The organism is Pseudoalteromonas sp. SR43-3, from assembly GCF_014163875.1.
Classification (GTDB): domain Bacteria; phylum Pseudomonadota; class Gammaproteobacteria; order Enterobacterales; family Alteromonadaceae; genus Pseudoalteromonas; species Pseudoalteromonas distincta.
On sequence record NZ_JACJEC010000006.1, the window covers coordinates 36,675 to 56,292 of the forward strand.

General features: G+C 39.5%; 17 protein-coding genes. 5 read left to right on the plus strand and 12 right to left on the minus strand.

Annotation, left to right across the window (positions count from 1 at the left end):
* The first annotated feature begins 214 nt into the window (after positions 1 to 214).
* The 4 genes from H5088_RS09505 (at position 215) to H5088_RS09520 (ending at position 5,778) form a co-directional block, all read left to right on the plus strand.
* Positions 215 to 796 carry a superoxide dismutase gene (locus H5088_RS09505; RefSeq protein ID WP_002960323.1) on the plus strand — a complete coding sequence of 194 codons (582 nt, stop codon included), beginning with the start codon at positions 215 to 217 and terminating at the stop codon, positions 794 to 796.
* A gap of 210 nt (positions 797 to 1,006) precedes the next feature.
* Entirely contained in the window at positions 1,007 to 2,929 is a 1,923-nt protein-coding gene (locus H5088_RS09510) for a PrkA family serine protein kinase (protein ID WP_007375848.1), read from the plus strand.
* Between the two features lie 31 nt (positions 2,930 to 2,960).
* Positions 2,961 to 4,244, plus strand: coding sequence for a YeaH/YhbH family protein (locus H5088_RS09515; protein ID WP_182752753.1), 1,284 nt, complete (start codon positions 2,961 to 2,963; stop codon positions 4,242 to 4,244).
* A gap of 19 nt (positions 4,245 to 4,263) precedes the next feature.
* Positions 4,264 to 5,778, plus strand: coding sequence for a SpoVR family protein (locus H5088_RS09520; RefSeq protein WP_182752754.1), 1,515 nt, complete (start codon positions 4,264 to 4,266; stop codon positions 5,776 to 5,778).
* 100 nt (positions 5,779 to 5,878) lie between these two features.
* Here H5088_RS09520 and H5088_RS09525 read toward each other — a convergent pair whose 3' ends face one another.
* Positions 5,879 to 6,850 (minus strand): diguanylate cyclase, encoded by a 972-nt coding sequence (locus tag H5088_RS09525; protein WP_024592692.1) that lies wholly within the window; start codon positions 6,848 to 6,850, stop codon positions 5,879 to 5,881.
* 3 nt (positions 6,851 to 6,853) lie between these two features.
* Entirely contained in the window at positions 6,854 to 7,858 is a 1,005-nt protein-coding gene (locus H5088_RS09530; protein WP_024590825.1) for a response regulator, read from the minus strand.
* 233 nt (positions 7,859 to 8,091) lie between these two features.
* Between H5088_RS09530 and tpx the strand changes: the two genes are divergently transcribed.
* The gene (gene tpx, locus H5088_RS09535) at positions 8,092 to 8,673 is read left to right on the plus strand and encodes a thiol peroxidase (RefSeq protein WP_182695637.1); all 582 of its coding nucleotides are present in this window, start codon (positions 8,092 to 8,094) and stop codon (positions 8,671 to 8,673) included.
* Between the two features lie 88 nt (positions 8,674 to 8,761).
* On the opposite strand, the gene adk is transcribed toward tpx, so the two are convergent.
* The 10 genes from adk to H5088_RS09580 all read right to left on the minus strand — a co-directional run bounded on the left by adk (position 8,762) and on the right by H5088_RS09580 (position 19,603).
* Complete coding sequence (gene adk / locus H5088_RS09540; RefSeq protein WP_002962321.1) at positions 8,762 to 9,406, minus strand: adenylate kinase; 645 nt, start codon at positions 9,404 to 9,406, stop codon at positions 8,762 to 8,764.
* Between the two features lie 191 nt (positions 9,407 to 9,597).
* Positions 9,598 to 11,511: a molecular chaperone HtpG gene (gene htpG / locus H5088_RS09545; protein WP_024596357.1), complete on the minus strand. Its 1,914-nt coding sequence runs from the start codon at positions 11,509 to 11,511 to the stop codon at positions 9,598 to 9,600.
* Between the two features lie 118 nt (positions 11,512 to 11,629).
* Positions 11,630 to 12,367 (minus strand): RluA family pseudouridine synthase, encoded by a 738-nt coding sequence (locus H5088_RS09550; protein WP_182752755.1) that lies wholly within the window; start codon positions 12,365 to 12,367, stop codon positions 11,630 to 11,632.
* A 4-nt stretch (positions 12,368 to 12,371) separates the two neighbouring features.
* A complete protein-coding gene (locus H5088_RS09555) occupies positions 12,372 to 14,273 on the minus strand; it encodes an MFS transporter (RefSeq protein WP_182752756.1) in 1,902 nt (633 codons plus the stop codon).
* A 133-nt stretch (positions 14,274 to 14,406) separates the two neighbouring features.
* The gene (gene recR, locus H5088_RS09560) at positions 14,407 to 15,015 is read right to left on the minus strand and encodes a recombination mediator RecR (RefSeq protein ID WP_002962308.1); all 609 of its coding nucleotides are present in this window, start codon (positions 15,013 to 15,015) and stop codon (positions 14,407 to 14,409) included.
* 7 nt (positions 15,016 to 15,022) lie between these two features.
* Entirely contained in the window at positions 15,023 to 15,349 is a 327-nt protein-coding gene (locus tag H5088_RS09565; RefSeq protein ID WP_002962306.1) for a YbaB/EbfC family nucleoid-associated protein, read from the minus strand.
* A gap of 60 nt (positions 15,350 to 15,409) precedes the next feature.
* Positions 15,410 to 17,935 (minus strand): DNA polymerase III subunit gamma/tau, encoded by a 2,526-nt coding sequence (gene dnaX / locus H5088_RS09570; protein WP_182752757.1) that lies wholly within the window; start codon positions 17,933 to 17,935, stop codon positions 15,410 to 15,412.
* A 3-nt stretch (positions 17,936 to 17,938) separates the two neighbouring features.
* The gene (apt, locus tag H5088_RS09575; protein WP_002962303.1) at positions 17,939 to 18,484 is read right to left on the minus strand and encodes an adenine phosphoribosyltransferase; all 546 of its coding nucleotides are present in this window, start codon (positions 18,482 to 18,484) and stop codon (positions 17,939 to 17,941) included.
* 171 nt (positions 18,485 to 18,655) lie between these two features.
* Positions 18,656 to 18,778 (minus strand): hypothetical protein, encoded by a 123-nt coding sequence (locus H5088_RS20315; RefSeq protein ID WP_002962301.1) that lies wholly within the window; start codon positions 18,776 to 18,778, stop codon positions 18,656 to 18,658.
* 72 nt (positions 18,779 to 18,850) lie between these two features.
* Complete coding sequence (locus tag H5088_RS09580; protein ID WP_182752758.1) at positions 18,851 to 19,603, minus strand: DUF2063 domain-containing protein; 753 nt, start codon at positions 19,601 to 19,603, stop codon at positions 18,851 to 18,853.
* Positions 19,604 to 19,618: the final 15 nt, after the last annotated feature.

Sequence of the window (19,618 nt, forward strand, 5' to 3'; positions counted from 1 at the left end):
CATCGTGACCACAAATATATAACTTAAAATGGGCAAATAAAGCCGCAATTGAAATAGTCTTTCGCAATAGCATTGCTGTTTGCTTAAACTTGAGTAAAATACTCAACAATTATAGTAACACTATATTACCGCTTGGTATAGGTAACTGCTCTGTTTCAACAGGCATTACGTATTACCAAATGGACTATCAACCAAAGAAGATGGAGATAAAAAAATGGCATTTGAACTACCGTCACTACCATATGCAATCGACGCACTTGAGCCACATATTTCAAAAGAAACGCTAGAGTTTCACCATGGCAAACACCACAACACATACGTGGTTAAGCTTAATGGTTTAATTCCTGGTACTGAGTTTGAAAACAAATCTCTAGAAGAGATCGTATGTTCATCAGAAGGCGGCGTATTTAACAACGCAGCACAAATCTGGAACCATACTTTTTACTGGAACAGCTTATCTCCAAACGGCGGCGGCGAGCCTACTGGCGCAGTTGCTGATGCAATCAACGCTAAATGGGGTTCTTTTGATGCGTTTAAAGATGCATTAAATGACAAAGCAGTAAATAACTTTGGTTCAAGCTGGACGTGGTTAGTTAAGCTTGCTGATGGTTCACTAGACATCGTTAATACATCTAACGCTGCTACACCATTAACTGATGATGGCGTTACTCCAATCCTTACAGTGGATTTATGGGAACACGCTTACTACATCGATTACCGTAACGTTCGTCCAGATTACCTTAAAGGTTTTTGGTCGCTTGTTAACTGGGAATTCGCGAACGCTAACTTCGCTTAATTAGCCTTTAAACGCTAATGTAAAAAAGACGCTTAGGCGTCTTTTTTTGTTTCTTGTTTATCACACCTAAGCGCCTCATCATTTAATAAAACGCTTTTAGTAACATGATCTTTTTTCACTTAAATTTTTAATTTTATTGCACAAAAATACACATTCGTGACTAGACTTTAAAAGGTAAGCACCTTTTTACAGCGGGTTTCGGAGGTTATTATGACGATTTTTGAGCATTACCAAGCACGATACGAAGCGGCACAGGAAGAAGAATACAGTATCGCTGAATTTCTTGAGATTTGTAAAACCGATAAGTCTGCCTACGCCAGCGCACCAGAACGCCTACTCATGGCAATTGGCGAACCACACATGGTAGATACCGCAACGGATGCACGACTAAGTCGATTATTTTCAAATAGAGTAGTTGCGCGCTACCCTGCCTTTGCTGATTTTTATGGTATGGAAGACGCCATTGAGCAAATAGTCTCTTATTTAAAACATGCGGCTCAGGGGCTAGAAGAATGCAAACAAGTGCTTTATTTACTTGGACCTGTTGGTGGGGGTAAATCATCCATTGCTGAAAAACTAAAGTATTTAATGCAACAAGTGCCTATTTATTCAATTAAAGGGTCTCCTGTAAACGATCACCCCCTCTCCTTGTTTGATCCTATCGAAGATGCAGACGTACTCAGCAAAGAATACGGTATTAAACCACGCTACTTAAAAACCATTATGTCGCCTTGGGCTGGCAAACGCTTAAAAGAGTTCAATGGTGATATAAGCCAGTTTAGAGTGGTTAAACGCTACCCTTCTATTTTAAACCAAATAGGCATTGCCAAAACCGAACCAGGAGATGAAAACAACCAAGATATTTCAGCACTGGTTGGTAAGGTCGATATTCGCCAGCTTGAGCACTTTGCCCAAAACGATCCTGATGCATACGCCTACTCTGGCTCTTTGTGTTTAGCTAACCAAGGGCTGATGGAATTTGTAGAAATGTTTAAAGCGCCTATTAAAGTGCTGCACCCTTTACTTACCGCAACCCAAGAAGGTAACTATAACGGCACAGAAGGCATTAGTGCCCTGCCCTTTAATGGCATGATCCTCGCTCACTCGAATGAGTCTGAGTGGCAAACCTTTAAAAACAATAAAAACAACGAAGCATTTTTAGACCGTGTTTATATTGTGAAAGTCCCTTATTGCTTACGTGTAACTGAAGAAATTAAAATTTACGACAAATTACTTGAGCACAGCGAGCTATACAACGCGCCATGTGCACCGGGTACACTTAAAACATTGGCGCAATTTACGACGCTATCACGTTTAAAAGAGCCAGAAAATTCAAGTATCTATTCTAAAATGCGGGTATACGATGGCGAAACTCTAAAAGATACCGACCCTAAAGCAAAATCGTATCAAGAGTATCGTGATTACGCAGGGGTTGATGAAGGTATGACGGGGCTCTCTACCCGCTTTGCGTTTAAAATTTTGTCCCGAGTGTTTAACTTTGATACCACTGAGGTTGCTGCAAATCCGGTGCATTTGTTCTATGTGCTTGAGCAACAGATAGAGCGCGAGCAATTTTCAAGTGAAATAGAAGAGCGTTATTTAAGCTTTTTAAAAGGCTATTTAATTCCACAATATGTCGAGTTTATAGGTAAAGAACTGCAAACCGCTTATCTAGAATCGTACTCAGAATACGGACAAAATATTTTTGACCGTTATGTTATTTATGCAGATTTTTGGATACAAGACCAAGAATATCGCGACCCCGATACAGGGCAACTATTTGACCGCGCAGCGCTAAATGCTGAACTTGAAAAAATAGAAAAGCCAGCGGGTATTTCTAATCCTAAAGATTTTCGTAATGAAATAGTGAACTTTGTACTGCGTGCCCGTGCACACAACAACGGTAAAAACCCACTATGGACAAGCTACGAAAAACTACGCACGGTGATTGAGAAAAAAATGTTCTCTAATACCGAAGATTTACTCCCTGTTATTTCGTTTAATACTAAAACGTCTGCAGAGGATCAGCAAAAGCACGAAGACTTTGTGAACCGTATGGTCGAAAAAGGCTATACACAAAAACAAGTTCGCTTGCTTTCTGAGTGGTATTTACGGGTTAGAAAATCGCAATAACCTTCATAGTCGTAGTATATAGGAGGTCAATATGGCGCATTTTATAGATAGGCGTTTAAACGGAAAAAATAAAAGTACGCTTAATCGCCAGCGCTTTATTAGGCGCTATAAAAAACAAATTAAAGAAGCGGTTTCAGATGCGATTAACAAACGCAGCGTTACCGATTCAAGCTCTGGTGAGAGTATTTCTATTCCACAACGCGATATCAGCGAACCTATATTTCATCAAGGGCAAGGCGGGAATAGAGAACAAATTCACCCTGGTAACGATCAGTTTTCTACAGGTGATAAAATTGAGCGCCCTAAAGGCGGACAAGGCGGTGGTGCCGGTGAAGGTGACGCCAGCGATTCGGGCGAGGGACAAGATGAGTTTGTATTTTCAATATCAAAAGATGAATACCTTGATTTACTATTTGAAGATCTAGAACTTCCTAACTTACAAGAAAACCAACTTGAAAAGTTAGTGCAAATGAAAACCCATCGCGCAGGATTTTGTAGCGACGGCATGCCAAGTAATATTGACATTGTACGCTCTCTTCAAGGCTCGCTTGCACGGCGTGTTGCCATGAGTGCAGGTAAAAAACGCCGTTTAAAAGAGCTCGAAGAACAACTTGCTCTGCTGCTTGCTGGTCCACATAACGATAAAGCGGCAATTGCTTTATTACAAAAAGAAATTGCAGCATTAAAAGTGCAAATTAAGTCGGTTCCGTTTATTGATAACTACGATTTACGTTTTCGTAATTACGAAAAGCGCCCTCACCCCACCAGCAAAGCCGTGATGTTTTGTATTATGGATGTGTCAGGCTCAATGGATCAGCCAACAAAAGACATGGCAAAGCGTTTTTATATTTTGCTCTATCAATTTTTAACGCGCAGTTATAAAGACATAGAAGTTGTTTATATTCGCCACCACACACAAGCTAAAGAAGTAGACGAACAAGAGTTTTTTTACTCTCAAGAAACTGGTGGCACTATTGTTTCGAGCGCACTTAAATTAATGAACGAAATAATAAAAGAGCGTTATCACGCAAACGAGTGGAATGTATACGCCGCACAAGCCTCTGATGGCGATAACTGGGCGGACGACACCCCGCAGTGTGGTGAAATATTACGTAATAAGCTCTTAAGCGCAGTACGCTATTTTGCTTATATTGAAATAACCACTCGTGCTCATCAAAGCCTATGGCGCGAATATGAATCAATAACACACAGCCATAATAATTTCGCCATACAGCATATTCAAAGCGTTGAAGATATTTACCCAATTTTTAGGGAGCTATTTAAAAAAGGTCGTCAACAGCAAAACTCTGCATAGCCAAAAGCGAGGTAGTATTATGAATGATAAACGATTGAGTGATGGCCCAGATTGGACCTTTGATTTATTAGATGAGTACCAAGGTGAAATTGCCCGTGTTGCAGCTCACTACAGGTTAGACACCTACCCTAATCAAATTGAAGTGATAACCGCAGAGCAAATGATGGATGCTTATTCAAGCGTTGGTATGCCTATTGGCTACAGTCATTGGTCTTACGGTAAGAAATTTATTCAAACAGAGCAAAATTATAAGCGCGGACAAATGGGTCTCGCTTACGAAATAGTGATAAATTCAGACCCTTGTATTGCGTACTTAATGGAAGAAAACACCCTACCTATGCAAGCGCTTGTAATGGCACATGCGTGTTACGGACATAACTCATTTTTTAAAGGTAATTACTTATTTAAAACCTGGACCGATGCAGGTTCAATTATTGATTACTTGGTATTTGCTAAAAACTACATAAGCCGCTGTGAAGAAAAGCATGGTATTACACAAGTAGAAGCCCTACTCGACTCATGTCATGCATTAATGAATTACGGGGTCGATCGCTACAAACGTCCACAACAAATATCGCTATTTGAAGAGCAAAAACGCCAACAAGAGCGCGAAGACTACCTTCAATCGCAAGTAAACGAATTATGGCGAACTATTCCTGAGCAACAGCAAGAAACCAAAAAGAAAGTCCGCCATTTCCCTTCTGAACCTCAAGAAAATATTTTGTATTTTATTGAAAAAAATGCTCCATTACTGGACTCTTGGCAACGTGAAGTGATACGTATTGTTCGTAAAATTTCGCAATACTTTTACCCACAAAAACAAACTCAAGTAATGAACGAAGGCTGGGCAACTTTTTGGCATTACACCATCCTTAATCACTTATATGATGAGGGAAAGCTCAGCGACTCTTTCATGTTAGAGTTTTTACAAAGCCACACCAACGTAGTTTATCAGCCACCTTATAACAGTAAGTATTATTCAGGCATTAACCCATATGCTTTAGGCTTTAATATGATGGTTGATATTCGCAGAATATGTGAACACCCAACTGAAGAAGATAAACGCTGGTTTCCTGAATATGCAGGTAGTAACTGGCTAGATACACTGCATTTTGCAATGGCAAACTTTAAGGATGAGAGTTTTATTAGCCAGTTTTTATCGCCTAAGTTAATTCGTGATTTTAAATTATTTACTATTATTGACCATACTAATAATCCCCATTTAGAGATTGGCGCAATACATAACGACAACGGCTATAAGGCAGTGAGAGAAGCACTCTCAGCGCAGTACAATTTAAGTAATCATGAGCCTAACATTCAAGTGTATGATGTTGATATTAGAGGTGACCGTTCATTAACTCTACGCTATGTACCTCATAACAATATTCCTTTAGCAAACTCGCACGAGGAAGTGCTTAAGCATCTTTACAGATTATGGGGCTTTAAAGTAAAGCTAGAGCAAGAGTCAAATTCTGGTGAGGTTTCAATGATTGGTCAATGCCCAATAGATGACTCTCGACACACAACACAATAATGAAGGGCAATACAATTTCCATACTGATTGGATTTGCTCAGCAGATTGTAAAAAAACACGGTATTATTTAACCCTAAATTCTGGATATAAAAAATGACGCTTAAGCGTCATTTTTTATATCTTCGTAGGCTATTACTTTATTTCGCCCTGTATTTTTAGACTGGTACAGTGCTTTATCTGCAGCCTCTATCCAGCGCTCATGATTTTTAAAATCATTACTGCTACCAGCCAGCCCTATACTTACCGTCATTGTTATTTCAAAGTGTTTATACTTAACAGGGTTAGTTTCAATCAATACCCTTAAACGCTCAGCAAATACAAAAGCGCCTTCTTTATCTGTATCAAGCAATGTCACTGCAAACTCTTCACCGCCATAGCGCCCTGCAACATCTGTCTCGCGCAGCGTCGTACGTAGTAAGTTAGATAAGTGACGAAGCGATTCATCACCACAGCTATGACCATATTCATCATTTATTTTTTTAAAGTGATCAATATCAAACATTAATAATGTACTACAGCCACCACTTCGCTTAACTCTTAAAAACTCTTGGCGTAGCGTACCTTCCCAGTGTCCACGGTTTGCAAGCTGCGTTAAGCTATCTGTTTGACTTACTTGTTCTAATTTTTTATTTAACTCTTCAAGCTCTTTTTTATTTACCGCGACATCTGTTACATCATACAAAATAATACAAATGTGGCTAACTTCGCCCATCGTATTGGTAAGAGGGATGAATGTCGCATTTTGATACATGTAATCAGCTTTACCAGTAATAGGTCGATAATTTTTAAACCTAAAAATGTATGGCTGCTGCTCCCAAATCGTAAAAGAGCGGTTTTTTAAAACAAAAACCGACTCAGATTTACTTCTAAACCATTTTTCGTCTATTGCAGGAAATAAATCAAATAGATCTTTATCTTTTACTGCGCTTGGTAGAAGCCCTGAATGGTTTTCCATAAAACCATTCCATACACACACCTTATAATCCCTATCGAGTACCACAAGGCCTACATCAACGGTATTAAACATATCCATTAACCAATGGATCTCATTCATTTCTAAATCAGCGGCCATAACTTAATCTTCTAATAGGTAAGCAACTTTGTATTTCAAAGTTTTAAGTGAATCTTCAGTAAATAACAGCATGAGGTCGCAATTTATATCATGGTTTTCAATACCGTAACTAATCTCTATTGCAAGGGTGCGTTGCCAACGTGACTTGTTTGATTTAACCAACTCAGATACATCTCTGTGTTGGCCAAGTACAATCGGGTGCCCTTGGCTAAATGACATATCGAGCTGTTTTGAAAGACCCGTTAAAATAGCGCCTATCAAAATATTACTAATATCCATAAGCAGCTCAAGTTCAACTTTATCGTTTAACTCGCCGTCATAGTTCATCAAAGAAGCTATTTCTTTAAAGCTTGAATCATTTAAAAGTAATAGCGCCTCGCCCGAAATACCACCGCCAATAAAGCCCTGGCACACACCCGATGTAGCTGCGTTATTATCTATAGACTGCAGCGCCATGTCGAGTTCATTAACTTCCAAAATATTCACATTAGGAATTGGTAACTCTACAAATACATTAAGAAGACGTGCAAGTAAATCCCCAGCCTGCCCCATAGCAACGTTAGTTAGCTCTTGGTATATATCCCGAACATCAGGGTCGACTTGCTCTCCTAGCGAATGAGAGAGACGCTCACGCATGGCTTTATCTTTAATCCCATGGTGTTCAATTATGCTGGCTAGTTTTTCGGGAGAACATGGTTTTTGAATAAAATCGATAGCACCAAGCTCAAGCACTCTTTGGTGTGCACTTGGTTGTATATCACCAGAGACAACAACAGTGAGAATATTAAGCCCCTGTTCTTTCATAGCGATTAAAACTTCATAACCGTCCATTTCTGGCATGTTTAAATCGAGAAAAAGTATCTCTGGTTCAATTAACTTTATTTGCTTTATACAATCAACGCCGTCAAGTGCAAATTCAACTTTAATGTCCCAATCTTCAGGTAATGAGCGAGCTAGCTGACGCCTAGCTAATTTCGAGTCATCACATATTAATACCGATGTTGACATATTATCTCTCTGTTTCTAAACCAGTAATGAGCATTAAAATCATTTTATGATGGTTTTTATTTTTATTATTGAAGATATCTTTTGTAACTTCATGTTAATCAAAGTTTAGCATAGTTACAATTTTTATATTTCAGAGCTAATACCCACTCTATTAAGCAGGTTTAATCACTTGGTAACTAAAGCCCAGTATAATACACTGACGCCCATTGCGTTAATTTAAAAGGAAATACCTTATGTTACGTTCACTTGCCTTTGCTTTGAGTTCATTTTGTTCTGTGGCTATTGCAGCCGACTATCCAGAAAACACACTTGATGCAGGAAAAGTATCCGCACAAGGCAAACCAGTCACTTTATTAGGTCAAGGTATCTCAATTGGAGATAGTGCGCCAAACTTTAAAGTTGTTGATGACAACTTTATTCCAGTGACACTTGAGGATTATAAAGGCCAAGCTGTATTAATAAGTGTAGTACCCAGCCTAGATACCGGCATTTGTAGCCTGCAAACTAAGCACTTTAATGAAAAAGTAGCCTCACAATTCCCAAGTGTAGTTATGCTAACAATTAGTGCTGATTTACCATTTGCTCAAAAGCGTTTTTGCAAAGCTGAAAATATCGATAAAATCACTACGTTATCAGATTCTGTTTGGCGTGATTTTGGTCAGAAATACGGATTGATTATTAAAGATATGGGCTTACTAACGCGAACAGTCTTTATTTTAGATGAAAGCCATAACGTCATTTATAAACAGTTAGTTAGTAGCCTTTCAACTGAACCAGAATACAACAGCGTAATTGAGAAACTTAAAACATTGTAAAGTCCATTAAGTAGCACTAATTAAGCAATGCTAAATAGCCTTAAAACAAAAAACCGCCAATTGGCGGTTTTTTAATGTGCTTTTATAATTAACCTAAAAGTTCACCAAGTTGTTGGCTAACAGTTTCAACAGCTTGTGTACCATCTAGTTTATGGTATTGAGTATTACCAGCAGCCGCTTCTGCTTGATAGTAATCAACCAATGGCATAGTTTGCTCGTGGTAAATACCTAAACGTTTACGTACTGTTTCTTCAGTATCATCAGCGCGAACAATTAAGTCTTCGCCAGTTTCGTTGTCTTTACCTTCCACTTTTGGTGGATTATAAACAACGTGGTAAACACGACCAGAACCAGGATGAACGCGACGTCCGCCCATACGCTCAACAATGACTTCATCAGCCACGTCAAATTCAATAACGTGATCAACCACTACGCCATTTTCTTTCATTGCATCCGCTTGCGGGATTGTACGCGGGAAGCCATCAAGTAAAAAACCTTTCTCACAATCCGCTTTAGTAATACGCTCTTTAACTAAACCAATAATAATATCGTCAGAAATTAGTTGACCAGCATCCATTACTTTTTTTGCTTCTAGACCCAGTGGCGTGCCTTCTTTAATTGCCGCACGTAACATATCGCCAGTAGAAATTTGTGGAATACCGTATTTGTCCATTAAAAACTGAGCTTGAGTACCTTTACCTGCACCCGGCGCGCCCAAAAGAATAATGCGCATATTATTGTCCCCTAGTATGGATATTTATTTTAAAGCCTGAATTCTTCCACAAGCGCCGCCGATACTCAAGCAACTTATACTAATTGATGAGCCGTTGGGGTGTTTACAGGGCATTAAAAAAGGGAACACACGTTCCCTTTTATTTAAAGTACATAATTTATACTTTATTAACTGAGTAAATAGCTATTTGCTTATTTACTTAGTTCAAGCATCAATTTATTTAAGCGAGTAACAAATCCTGTTGGATCTTTAAGTGTACCGCGTTCTGCAAGTAGCGCTTGATCTAGTAAAACGTGTGACCACTGCGCAAACTTATCTTCATCTTGTTCGTCATTTAAGTGCTTAACAAGTTGATGCTCTGGGTTTAGCTCAAACACAGGTTTTGCTTCAGGGGCTGCTTGACCAACAGACTCCATTAGCTTTTGCATTTGTGAGCTCATGTCGTTGTCGTCGCTTACAACACATGCTGGAGAATCTGTTAAGCGGTGCGTAAAGCGCACTTCTTTAACGTCATCACCTAGTGCTGTTTTAATACGTTCAACAAGCCCAGCCATTTCTTTTTCAGACTCTTCTTGCGCTTTTTTAGTTTCTTCGTCGTCAAGCTTACCTAAATCTAAGTCACCACGTGTGATCGACTGTAGTTGCTTATCAGCAAATTCAGTTAGGTGACTCATCATCCACTCGTCAACACGGTCACTTAGTAGTAATACTTCAATGCCTTTTTTGCGGAAAATCTCTAAATGCGGTGAGTTTTTCGCAGCGGTGAATGTATCAGCTACTACGTAGTAAATTTTGTCTTGGCCTTCGTTCATGCGTTCAACATATTGCTCAAGCGACACATCTTGTGTTTGTGAATCAGTGTGTGTCGAAGAAAAACGAAGTAGCTTACAAATAGCTTCTTTATTGGCAGCATCTTCAGCTGGGCCTTCTTTCATTACTTGACCAAACTCATTCCAAAATACTTGGTAATCGTCAGCTTTGTTTTTAGCCATACGCTCAAGCATTTTAATAATACGCGATGTACACCCTTTACGAATAGCTTGCGTTACTTTGTTGTCTTGTAGAATTTCACGAGATACGTTCAGTGGTAAATCGTTTGAATCTAGTAAGCCTTTTACAAAGCGAAGGTAGCTTGGCATGAATTGCTCAGCATCATCCATTACAAACACACGTTGTACGTAAAGTTTTAAACCACTTTGACGTTCACGGTTCCATAAGTCGAAAGGTGCTTTTTTAGGAATATATAAAAGGCTAGTGTATTCAGTTTTACCTTCAACCTTATTATGTGCCCAGCTAAGTGGCTCTTCCCAATCATGGCTTACATGCTTGTAAAACTCTTTGTATTCATCATCAGAAAGCTCTGATTTATCGCGTGTCCACAATGCAGTCGCGCGGTTAATGCTTTCCCACTCACCTGGTACTGCTGGAATTTTTTCGCCGTCTTCACCTTCAGATTCTGGCACTTCTGCTTTAAACATTTGTACTGGCGTTGAGATGTGATCAGAGTATTTAGTAACGATACTACGTAGGCGCCAGTCATCAGCAAATTCTTTTTCTTCATCGCGAAGATGTAAAATAATGTCGGTACCACGGCCTTCTTTTTCAATTTCTTGAAGTGTGTATTCGCCTTCACCTTGAGATTCCCACTCATAAGCGGTTGTTTCACCGGCTTTGCGTGTACGAACAGTGACTAAATCAGCAACAATAAATGCTGAGTAAAAACCAACACCAAATTGACCAATTAACTGTGAATCTTTACTTTGATCACCCGTTAAGTTTTTGAAAAACTCAGCAGTACCCGACTTTGCAATAGTACCTAATGAGCTAATGATTTCATCGCGCGTCATACCAATACCATTATCTGAAATGGTAATTGTATTTGCTTCTTTATCTGCACTAATACGAACACGTAAATCGGCATCACCTTGGTAAAGGTCACCTTGAGATAATGCTAAAAAGCGTAATTTGTCTGCTGCGTCTGATGCATTTGACACAAGCTCACGTAAAAATATTTCTTTATTAGAATAAAGAGAATGAATCATTAAGTTTAATAATTGTTTTACTTCTGTTTGAAAGCCTAATGTTTCTTTTTGTGCTGCAGTCATTTATATATCTCCAATTTGCAAAGTGTCTGCGTTATGCACTTAATATGGGGTGAGGTGTTCGAACTTCAAGGGAAAAATTTAAAAAAGGTGAAACGAAAACAAAGAACCATTAATTTGTTTAAAACGAATGCGGACAATTAATATGAATCTTTTCACCAGTTGTTGGATGTTTAAAATATAAATCGCTGGCATGTAATTGTAACCGCCGTGCCATATGTTCACTTTGCGCACTTTTATATATATCACAGCCTAAAATTGGGTGCCCTATAAACTGGCTGTGTATTCGTAATTGATGGGTACGCCCAGTAATAGGTGTAAATTGCACTAAGGTTCTGCACGGCTGCCTGAGCCGCTCAAGTACTTTATATTCACTCAGCGCTGTTTTACCTGTCGATTGGCAAATTTTAACACGCGGAAAAAGCAGTTTATCTTTTGCAATTGGCGCAGTAATTTGCCCTTCATCAACAGCCAAGCATCCCTCTAACATGGCTACATAACGCTTTTGAATAGTACGCGCTTGAAATTGCTTATTAAGGTGCTTTGACGCAATCGCGTTTAACCCAACAATCATAATGCCCGATGTGCCCAAATCTAGCCGATGCGGTAACTTAGCCTCTGCAAATGCAGCTGTTAAGCCCTTTTGACCATTTACTAAGCGGTAATGCACTGAGTCCCAATTAAGCGGATTTTTACCTGATAAGCTTAATAGTCCACTGGGTTTATTGATCAGTAAAATATCGTCATCTTGATATAATATTTCAATAAACCCGTCGCACTTAGGGGCTACAAAATCATCAACTATAATGGGTTGTTCTGAAGGTGTTTGCGATGTTGAGTTAGCCATTAAGTTAATCATTAAATTAGTCACTATCTTTTGAATGAAGCGCTTTTAAAGCCAATACTTTTTCACGTAAATCATCTGCTACTACTTTATCAGCAGCAATCGGGGCACCGACTGCAACCGACACCAAAGACCATTTTAATCGAGGCAATTGCCACTTAGCTTTACGACTAAACATGCTGCCCCATAAACCACCTAAGTGCACAGGAATAACGGGCACAGGTGAGCGCTCAATAATGCGCTCGATTCCACGGCGAAAAATATCCACTGAGCCGTCACTGGTTAGTTTTCCTTCAGGGAAAATACCAACAAGTTCGCCTTTATTAAGCGCAGCAGCTACTTCGTCAAAGGCTTTTTTAAACGCTTCTGGATTGGTTTTTTCACTGTTAATGGGAATAGCCTTAGCCATTTTAAATAACCAATGTAGGGCCGGCGAATAATAAATAGGGGCAAATACCATAAACCGGATAGGCCTTGGTGATGCGGCTAAAATAAACATCCAATCAACAAAGCTGACATGATTACACACGACAACCGCAGCGCCTGAATCAGGTATATTACTTTCACCTTTTGTACGCACTCTGTACATACAAATAGCTAAAATATATATAATAAATCGTAAAAAGAACTCTGGTACTTTGGTATAAATATAAACAGAGATAAGTAAGTTTAGCCCGGCAAGTAACAGTAGCAACTCTGAAATACTCCACTGAAAAACAGACAGCGTTACAATACTTAAAACAGCACTGCCCACCATAAACAGTGCATTTAATACATTGTTAGCCGCTATAACTCGTGAGCGACTCGACTCTTCAGTACGCTGTTGAATAAGCGCATACAGCGGTACAGTGTAAAAACCAGAGCCAATACCAATGCCTGCCATCCATACAAAGTGCCACACCATATCGCCTGTTTTTAATAGCTCCTGAAGCGTCAATAACTCAAGGTTTTGAGGTAAATAAGAGCTAATGGCTGGCTCTTGGCTCAGTAAGTATAAAAACAAGGTAATTAAGATCGCGCCAAAAGGCACAATTCCTAATTCTATTCGAGAGCGGGAAAGCTTTTCACACAGTAACGAACCAATAGCAATACTTAGTGAAAACACAACAAGCGCGCTAGTTACAACCAGTTCATCGCCGCCCATTGTGTGTTTTACATAATTTGGTAGGGACGTTAAAACGATGGCGCCAATTAACCAAAACCAACTAATCCCGAGGACTGATTTACCAACCGATTCTGTTTGCGAGTTAAGTACTGAAAATACATTTTTTGTGGATGAGAATATATTATAGGTAAATTTTAAGCTAGGCTCGTTTGCTTCACTAGTGGGTATAAAGCGACTGCTCACATAACCCATCACGGCCAAGACTAATACGGCAATACTTATAAGCGTAGGCCCTACTGATTTAGTAATATAATAAGTGCCAAAAATTGTACCCATTAGTATCGCCACAAACGTGCCTGATTCAACCAAACCATTCGCTTTTGTTAATTCATTAGGTGCTACGTGCTGCGGTAAAATAGAATATTTTAATGGACCAAAAAACGCACTTTGCACGCCCATTAAAAATACGGTGGCTAACATTAGCCACACATACTGCGTTAAAATAGAAACTGCCCCAACAACCATAATAGGGATTTCACATAGTTTTACGATTCTAATCAATTTTGATTTTTCTGTTTTTTCTGCAAGCTGCCCTGCCATCCCTGAAAATAAAAAGAACGGAAGAATAAATAACCCAGCAGCAATATTTGAATAAAGTGCGCCATCTGCAAGCGTTGCAGCCTGAAATATTAATAGAATAAGCACTGATTGCTTATACACGTTATCGTTTATCGCTGAGAAAAACTGCGTAATAAAAAGCGGTAAAAAACGCTTACTACCGAGTAATGCACCTTGATAGGGTTGGTTATCTTTCATTGTATTCCTTACTAATTAGAGACATAGCCCAAAAATAAATTAGATTGTTTTTAAGCTTACCTTAAAAACGAAAAAGCCTACATGATTTAATCATGTAGGCTTTTGTAATTTGTTTTCAAATAGTGACTTAGAGTTAGTCTTGAGTAACTAGGCGCCTGCCGCTAAAGGCATGCATAAGTGTTCTACCATCTACTAAGTCAAGCTCACCTCCCACAGGAATACCATGGGCAATACGTGAAGCGCCTACTTTGTATTTATGACAAAGCTGAGCAATATAATGTGCGGTAGTATCGCCTTCAACGGTAGGGTTAGTCGCTAAAATAACCTCATTAATATCGCCTTGAGCAAGCTTTTGCTCTAAAACATCTAAGCCAATCTCTTTAGGACCAATACCGTCTATTGGCGATAAGTGACCCATTAATACAAAGTATAGACCTAAATACTGACCTGTTTGCTCGATGGCAAGTACGTCAGTCGGCGATTCAACAACACATAATATACCGCTGTCTTGGCGTTTTGTACTTAAACAAATATCGCACTGAGCTTGTTCGCAAAAAGTACGACAAGACTGACAGTGCCCTATGGCGGTCATTGCTTTAGTGAGTGCATTGCCCAGCTGAGTGCCTCCCTTTCGGTCGCGCTCAAGCAGGTGAAAAGCAATACGTTGCGCTGACTTTGGACCAATGCCCGGTTGACAGCGCAGTGCTTCTATAAGCTGATTTAAACTATCTGAAAGTTGCATTATTTACTTAAAACGGCATTTTCATACCTGGTGGTAATTGCATACCGCCAGTTACTTTACCCATACGCTCTTGTGTTTCTTCAGCAACACGGCGTACAGCATCGTTACATGCTGCTGCAAGTAAGTCTTCAATCATGTCTTTGTCGTCTTCCATCAAGCTTTCATCAAGCTGAACACGACGTACATTGTGGTTACCAAGCATAGTTACTTTAACTAAACCTGCACCGGCTTCACCAACAACTTCAAGAGTTGCGATTTCGTCTTGGGCTTTTTGCATGCGATCTTGCATTTGCTGCGCTTGCTTCATCATGTTGCCCATTCCACCTTTAAACATAACTTTCTCTCTTTCTTTTAATACATTAATTAACATGAACATAAGGGCGATTGTATGTAATTACAATGCCTGAATACTGTTTTCGTCAATTTCGGCGCTAAATACTTGCTGAAATTGTACTATGTTTTCATCCGATGTGATCACATCGATTGCTTGTTGATGACGTCCTGCATCTATTTTTTGCTGAATAAGATAAGGAGAATCAATAACTCCCTTAGCAAAATTAATACTTAACGACACGTTATGCTCATAAATGCTCGACAATGCGGCATCTAATCTTTGGCGAAGCATCGGTGTATCTAAATGCTTTTGTGATTCATCAACGTCTATATGTAAACTGTTGCCTTGCTTGGTAAATATTGAATGCAACGCAAATTGGCGCATACGACCACCCAGTCCCATACGTTTAATTAAATAAGCCCATTCATCTTGTTGATGTGCAAATCTAATTTCACTAATTGGACTTTGAAAATCATCAGGCACGGGAATGCTAATTTCCTCGGGCGCTGCTTCAGGTACTTTTTGAGGGTTTATTTGCTCAAGTAGCTCTGGCGCTAGATTTTCGGTAATTGTTTGATGCTTTTCTTTAAAATCAACTTTTCGTGCTGGTTTTGTATTAGCGTGACCATGTGCCTGGCTTTCGCTCCCTGTTAGTGGGAGCTCATGCTTTTTTTCACTTGCATCTGCACTATCATTCACCCAAGGAGGGGGATCGCTAGGTGCTACGTTTGTAACGCTGTTGAGCTCGTTTGTATTTTCAGCGGTGCTATCTTGGTTAACACTTTGAGCTTTAGGCATTCTTTGCTGGTGTTCAGGCTTTTTAGCGGGCGCTTGGTTTGGCTGCACTGCTACATTATTTGCAGAGGTGCTTGTACTCTTGCTTGATAACCTACCCGCACCGGATATGTTTCTGTCACGTAAAATACGAGCAATGGCAGATTGCGCCTGCGCTTCTTGTTCAGCTATTGGCGTACTTGCATTGTGATTTGTTAAGGGCTCTGGTGAAGACTCTGAGTTTGCAGTAGGTGCAGGTTTAAAACCCTGATCTACAGCGCTACTCATTATATCGTCAAATTGCGAGGCCAGCGTTTGTTCAGCATCACTATGGAGCATATAAGCTTCATCTTCACTTTGTCGCTGGGCTTGAGCATCTGAAACAACATTGGTTTGTGGTTGCTCTTTAGCTAAAGCCTGTTGCTTTGAAGCGTTTTCACTTTGTTGAACCGGTTGCTCTACTGCAACTTGGGCAGGCTCATTATTACTTTGCACGACTTCATTATTTGATGACTGAGCGGCAGCGTTAGCTGAAGGCTCTATCTCAACGGCTTTAGGCTGCTCTGCATTGCTAACTGGCTTAATATTATTTACTGGAGTACTGCTTTGGCCTACTACGGTGCTTTGCGATGTTTTATTTTTATTTAATATATCTCGCAGTGCATTTGCGCGGCCTTGTTTATTTGGGGCCGGCTCTTCGTTTGCTGTGTGTACAGTTTGTTGCGCGTCTGTAGGCTTAAATGCTAATAATCTTAGCATAATCATTTCAAAACCTAAGCGAGGCTCTGGTGCCCATTGTAAATCTTTTTTACCATTTAACAGTAACTGATAATAAATTTGAATTTGTTGTGGGCTCGTATGTTGTGCAACATGAGCAATATAATCTACATTTTTTTCATCTAGCCCTGCCGCTTCAGGCACTAACTGGGTTAGTTGTGTTAAATGTGTAAGTGCAATTAAATCATCAAGCAATGCCACATAATTAGGATTACGACTTGCCACCTGCGCAATCTCATCCATTAACGCAGCGCCATCTTGTGCAAGTAATGCCGCAAGCAAGCTTTGGCTATAATGAGTATCCATTAAACCAAGCATTGTTTGTACTGCTTGATTATTAATATCACCATTTGTTTGCGCAATAGCTTGGTCGGTTAAGCTAAGCGCATCACGCATACTGCCATCAGCGGCTTTTGAAATAATGCTAAGTGCATCGGTATCAAAGCTAAGCTGTTCTTGAGTAAGTACGTGTTCAAGCTGTGTTTTAATCTCACTTTGCGACAAGGCATTTAGATTGAATTGTAAACAGCGAGATAAAATAGTAACTGGTAGTTTTTGAGGATCCGTCGTCGCCAATAAAAATTTCACATGCTCTGGTGGCTCTTCAAGCGTTTTTAAAAGCGCATTAAAGCTGTGCTTAGAAAGCATGTGAACTTCATCGATTAGGTATACTTTATAACGTCCACGCGTTGGTGCATATTGAACATTATCAAGTATTTCGCGAGTGTCTTCTACTTTTGTACGAGAAGCCGCATCTATTTCGAGTAGGTCAATGTAGCGCCCTGCTTCTATATCCAAACAGCTGCTACATTGTCCACACGGATTTGCAGATATACCTTCATCGCAATTTAAGCTTTTAGCAAAAATACGTGCAATGGTGGTTTTACCTACACCGCGGGTTCCAGTGAATAAATAAGCGTGATGCAGTCTATTTTGCGTAAGCGCATTTACAAGCGCTTGCTTAACATGAGACTGCCCAACCAATTCATGAAAGGTTTGAGGACGCCATTTTCTCGCTAGAACCTGATAACTCATCGATTACTCGCCTTCGAATTCAACCAATTTTAGGATTTTAATACCCATTTTTTTGATGCGCTGCTCGCCACCAAGTTCTGGTAGTGATACAACAAATGCTGCATCTGTGGCTTCGCCACCTAGTTTATTAACTAACTTAGCAGTGGCTTCAATTGTGCCACCAGTTGCTAATAAGTCATCAACTAGTAATACTTTGTCGCCAGGTACAATTGCATCTACATGCAGTTCTAGCGTGTCTTCACCGTACTCAAGTAAGTAATCTTGGCGAATAACTTCGCGTGGTAACTTACCTGGTTTACGTACTGGAATAAACGGAATGCCTAACGCGTAAGACAATGGCGCACCAAAAATAAAACCACGTGATTCTGTGCCTATGATTTTAGTAAAGCCCTGATCTTTATATTCTGCGATAAACGCGTCAATAGTTGCTTTAAAGGCTTCTGGATTTGCCATTAAAGTGGTTACATCGCGAAACATAATGCCCGCTTTTGGATAATCAGCAATTGTAGTTATGCTGTTTTTGATAATTGCTGGTGTTACTTGAGTCATAATTTTAACTGCTCAATTGTTTATATTACAAAGCAGGTGATTATAACCTTAACTAACCTTTAATTGCGAGTTTGGCGTTATTATAAAAGAAGTATTAAATATGGAAGGGGTAATTAAAATAAAGTGGTTCAAGGCTGAAGTTAGCAACAGCCTTAATAAACGCTATACATTTTACGTTAAGCTAGTGATCCAGCCTAATATTGCATTTAAACAACCAATCCCTGCAAATACAGCTAAAAAAGCAAGAAAGTAAGTAGCGTTGAACGGATCTTTAAAGTCTTTATCATCTGACATTGGTACAACCTTTTATTAAGCACGGCAAATAAGGCTGCCATAATAGACGATGTAAAATCATCAATAAAGACCTTAGCCTTGATTTTTTGTCACAATTACTCCTCGTTCAACCATAGCATTAAGAGTAACCAGTGCACCTTGAGTAATTTGCTCTGCATTAAATTGTTGTGCATGAGCTAATACCTGTTGGCAGACGTTGTCAAATGTCGCGCCTTCGCTTGCCTCTATGATTGACAATAGCAAAGCTGTCATCGCATTCGTAGCCAGAAATTGAACGTCATCATCTTCATCTCTATATACAACAAAATAATTAGGCTGAGGTGATGGCTCTTTTGGTTTAAAGCGATTGCTAATATTTTGAACCGGAAATTGATAACTTAAATTTCTTGCCGTTTTCGATAAATATAAAGCTGAACTAGTGAGCGCTGTTGTTTGTAATTTTTTCTCTTGCTCATCTTCGTGTGCAATGGATACATCTAGCTCTACCCATTCATAATGGGCAAGCTCAAGCATAAACACGGGATCGTATTTTTTCATTTTATAATCACTTGATAAGTAATTAATAAACTCCCCTGCTATGTCTAAAAAGTACGGCGAATGACAATCATATTCGCTAAAAAACTGGCGTACGAGGGCTTGCCATTGCTTCTGGGTATATAACGTTTTTAATACCGGAAAACCTGATGATATAAAACCTTCAATGTTATTAAAAAATAGGTCGCGATAAATAGCCATACGCCTGTCTTCGATACCGCTGGGCTTTTTATTTTTTTGAGGCTCGCGAATATGCGCCATAAATTCGTTTTGTATTTCAATAAAGCTCATAACTAGGCACTCTTT

Coding starts and splice junctions, on each gene's coding strand:
- H5088_RS09505 (WP_002960323.1), top strand. CDS start 215: ATGGCATTTGAACTACCGTCACTACCATATGCAATCGACGCACTTGAG.
- H5088_RS09510 (WP_007375848.1), top strand. CDS start 1,007: ATGACGATTTTTGAGCATTACCAAGCACGATACGAAGCGGCACAGGAA.
- H5088_RS09515 (WP_182752753.1), top strand. CDS start 2,961: ATGGCGCATTTTATAGATAGGCGTTTAAACGGAAAAAATAAAAGTACG.
- H5088_RS09520 (WP_182752754.1), top strand. CDS start 4,264: ATGAATGATAAACGATTGAGTGATGGCCCAGATTGGACCTTTGATTTA.
- H5088_RS09525 (WP_024592692.1), bottom strand. CDS start 6,850: ATGGCCGCTGATTTAGAAATGAATGAGATCCATTGGTTAATGGATATG.
- H5088_RS09530 (WP_024590825.1), bottom strand. CDS start 7,858: ATGTCAACATCGGTATTAATATGTGATGACTCGAAATTAGCTAGGCGT.
- tpx (WP_182695637.1), top strand. CDS start 8,092: ATGTTACGTTCACTTGCCTTTGCTTTGAGTTCATTTTGTTCTGTGGCT.
- adk (WP_002962321.1), bottom strand. CDS start 9,406: ATGCGCATTATTCTTTTGGGCGCGCCGGGTGCAGGTAAAGGTACTCAA.
- htpG (WP_024596357.1), bottom strand. CDS start 11,511: ATGACTGCAGCACAAAAAGAAACATTAGGCTTTCAAACAGAAGTAAAA.
- H5088_RS09550 (WP_182752755.1), bottom strand. CDS start 12,367: ATGATTAACTTAATGGCTAACTCAACATCGCAAACACCTTCAGAACAA.
- H5088_RS09555 (WP_182752756.1), bottom strand. CDS start 14,273: ATGAAAGATAACCAACCCTATCAAGGTGCATTACTCGGTAGTAAGCGT.
- recR (WP_002962308.1), bottom strand. CDS start 15,015: ATGCAACTTTCAGATAGTTTAAATCAGCTTATAGAAGCACTGCGCTGT.
- H5088_RS09565 (WP_002962306.1), bottom strand. CDS start 15,349: ATGTTTAAAGGTGGAATGGGCAACATGATGAAGCAAGCGCAGCAAATG.
- dnaX (WP_182752757.1), bottom strand. CDS start 17,935: ATGAGTTATCAGGTTCTAGCGAGAAAATGGCGTCCTCAAACCTTTCAT.
- apt (WP_002962303.1), bottom strand. CDS start 18,484: ATGACTCAAGTAACACCAGCAATTATCAAAAACAGCATAACTACAATT.
- H5088_RS20315 (WP_002962301.1), bottom strand. CDS start 18,778: ATGTCAGATGATAAAGACTTTAAAGATCCGTTCAACGCTACTTACTTT.
- H5088_RS09580 (WP_182752758.1), bottom strand. CDS start 19,603: ATGAGCTTTATTGAAATACAAAACGAATTTATGGCGCATATTCGCGAG.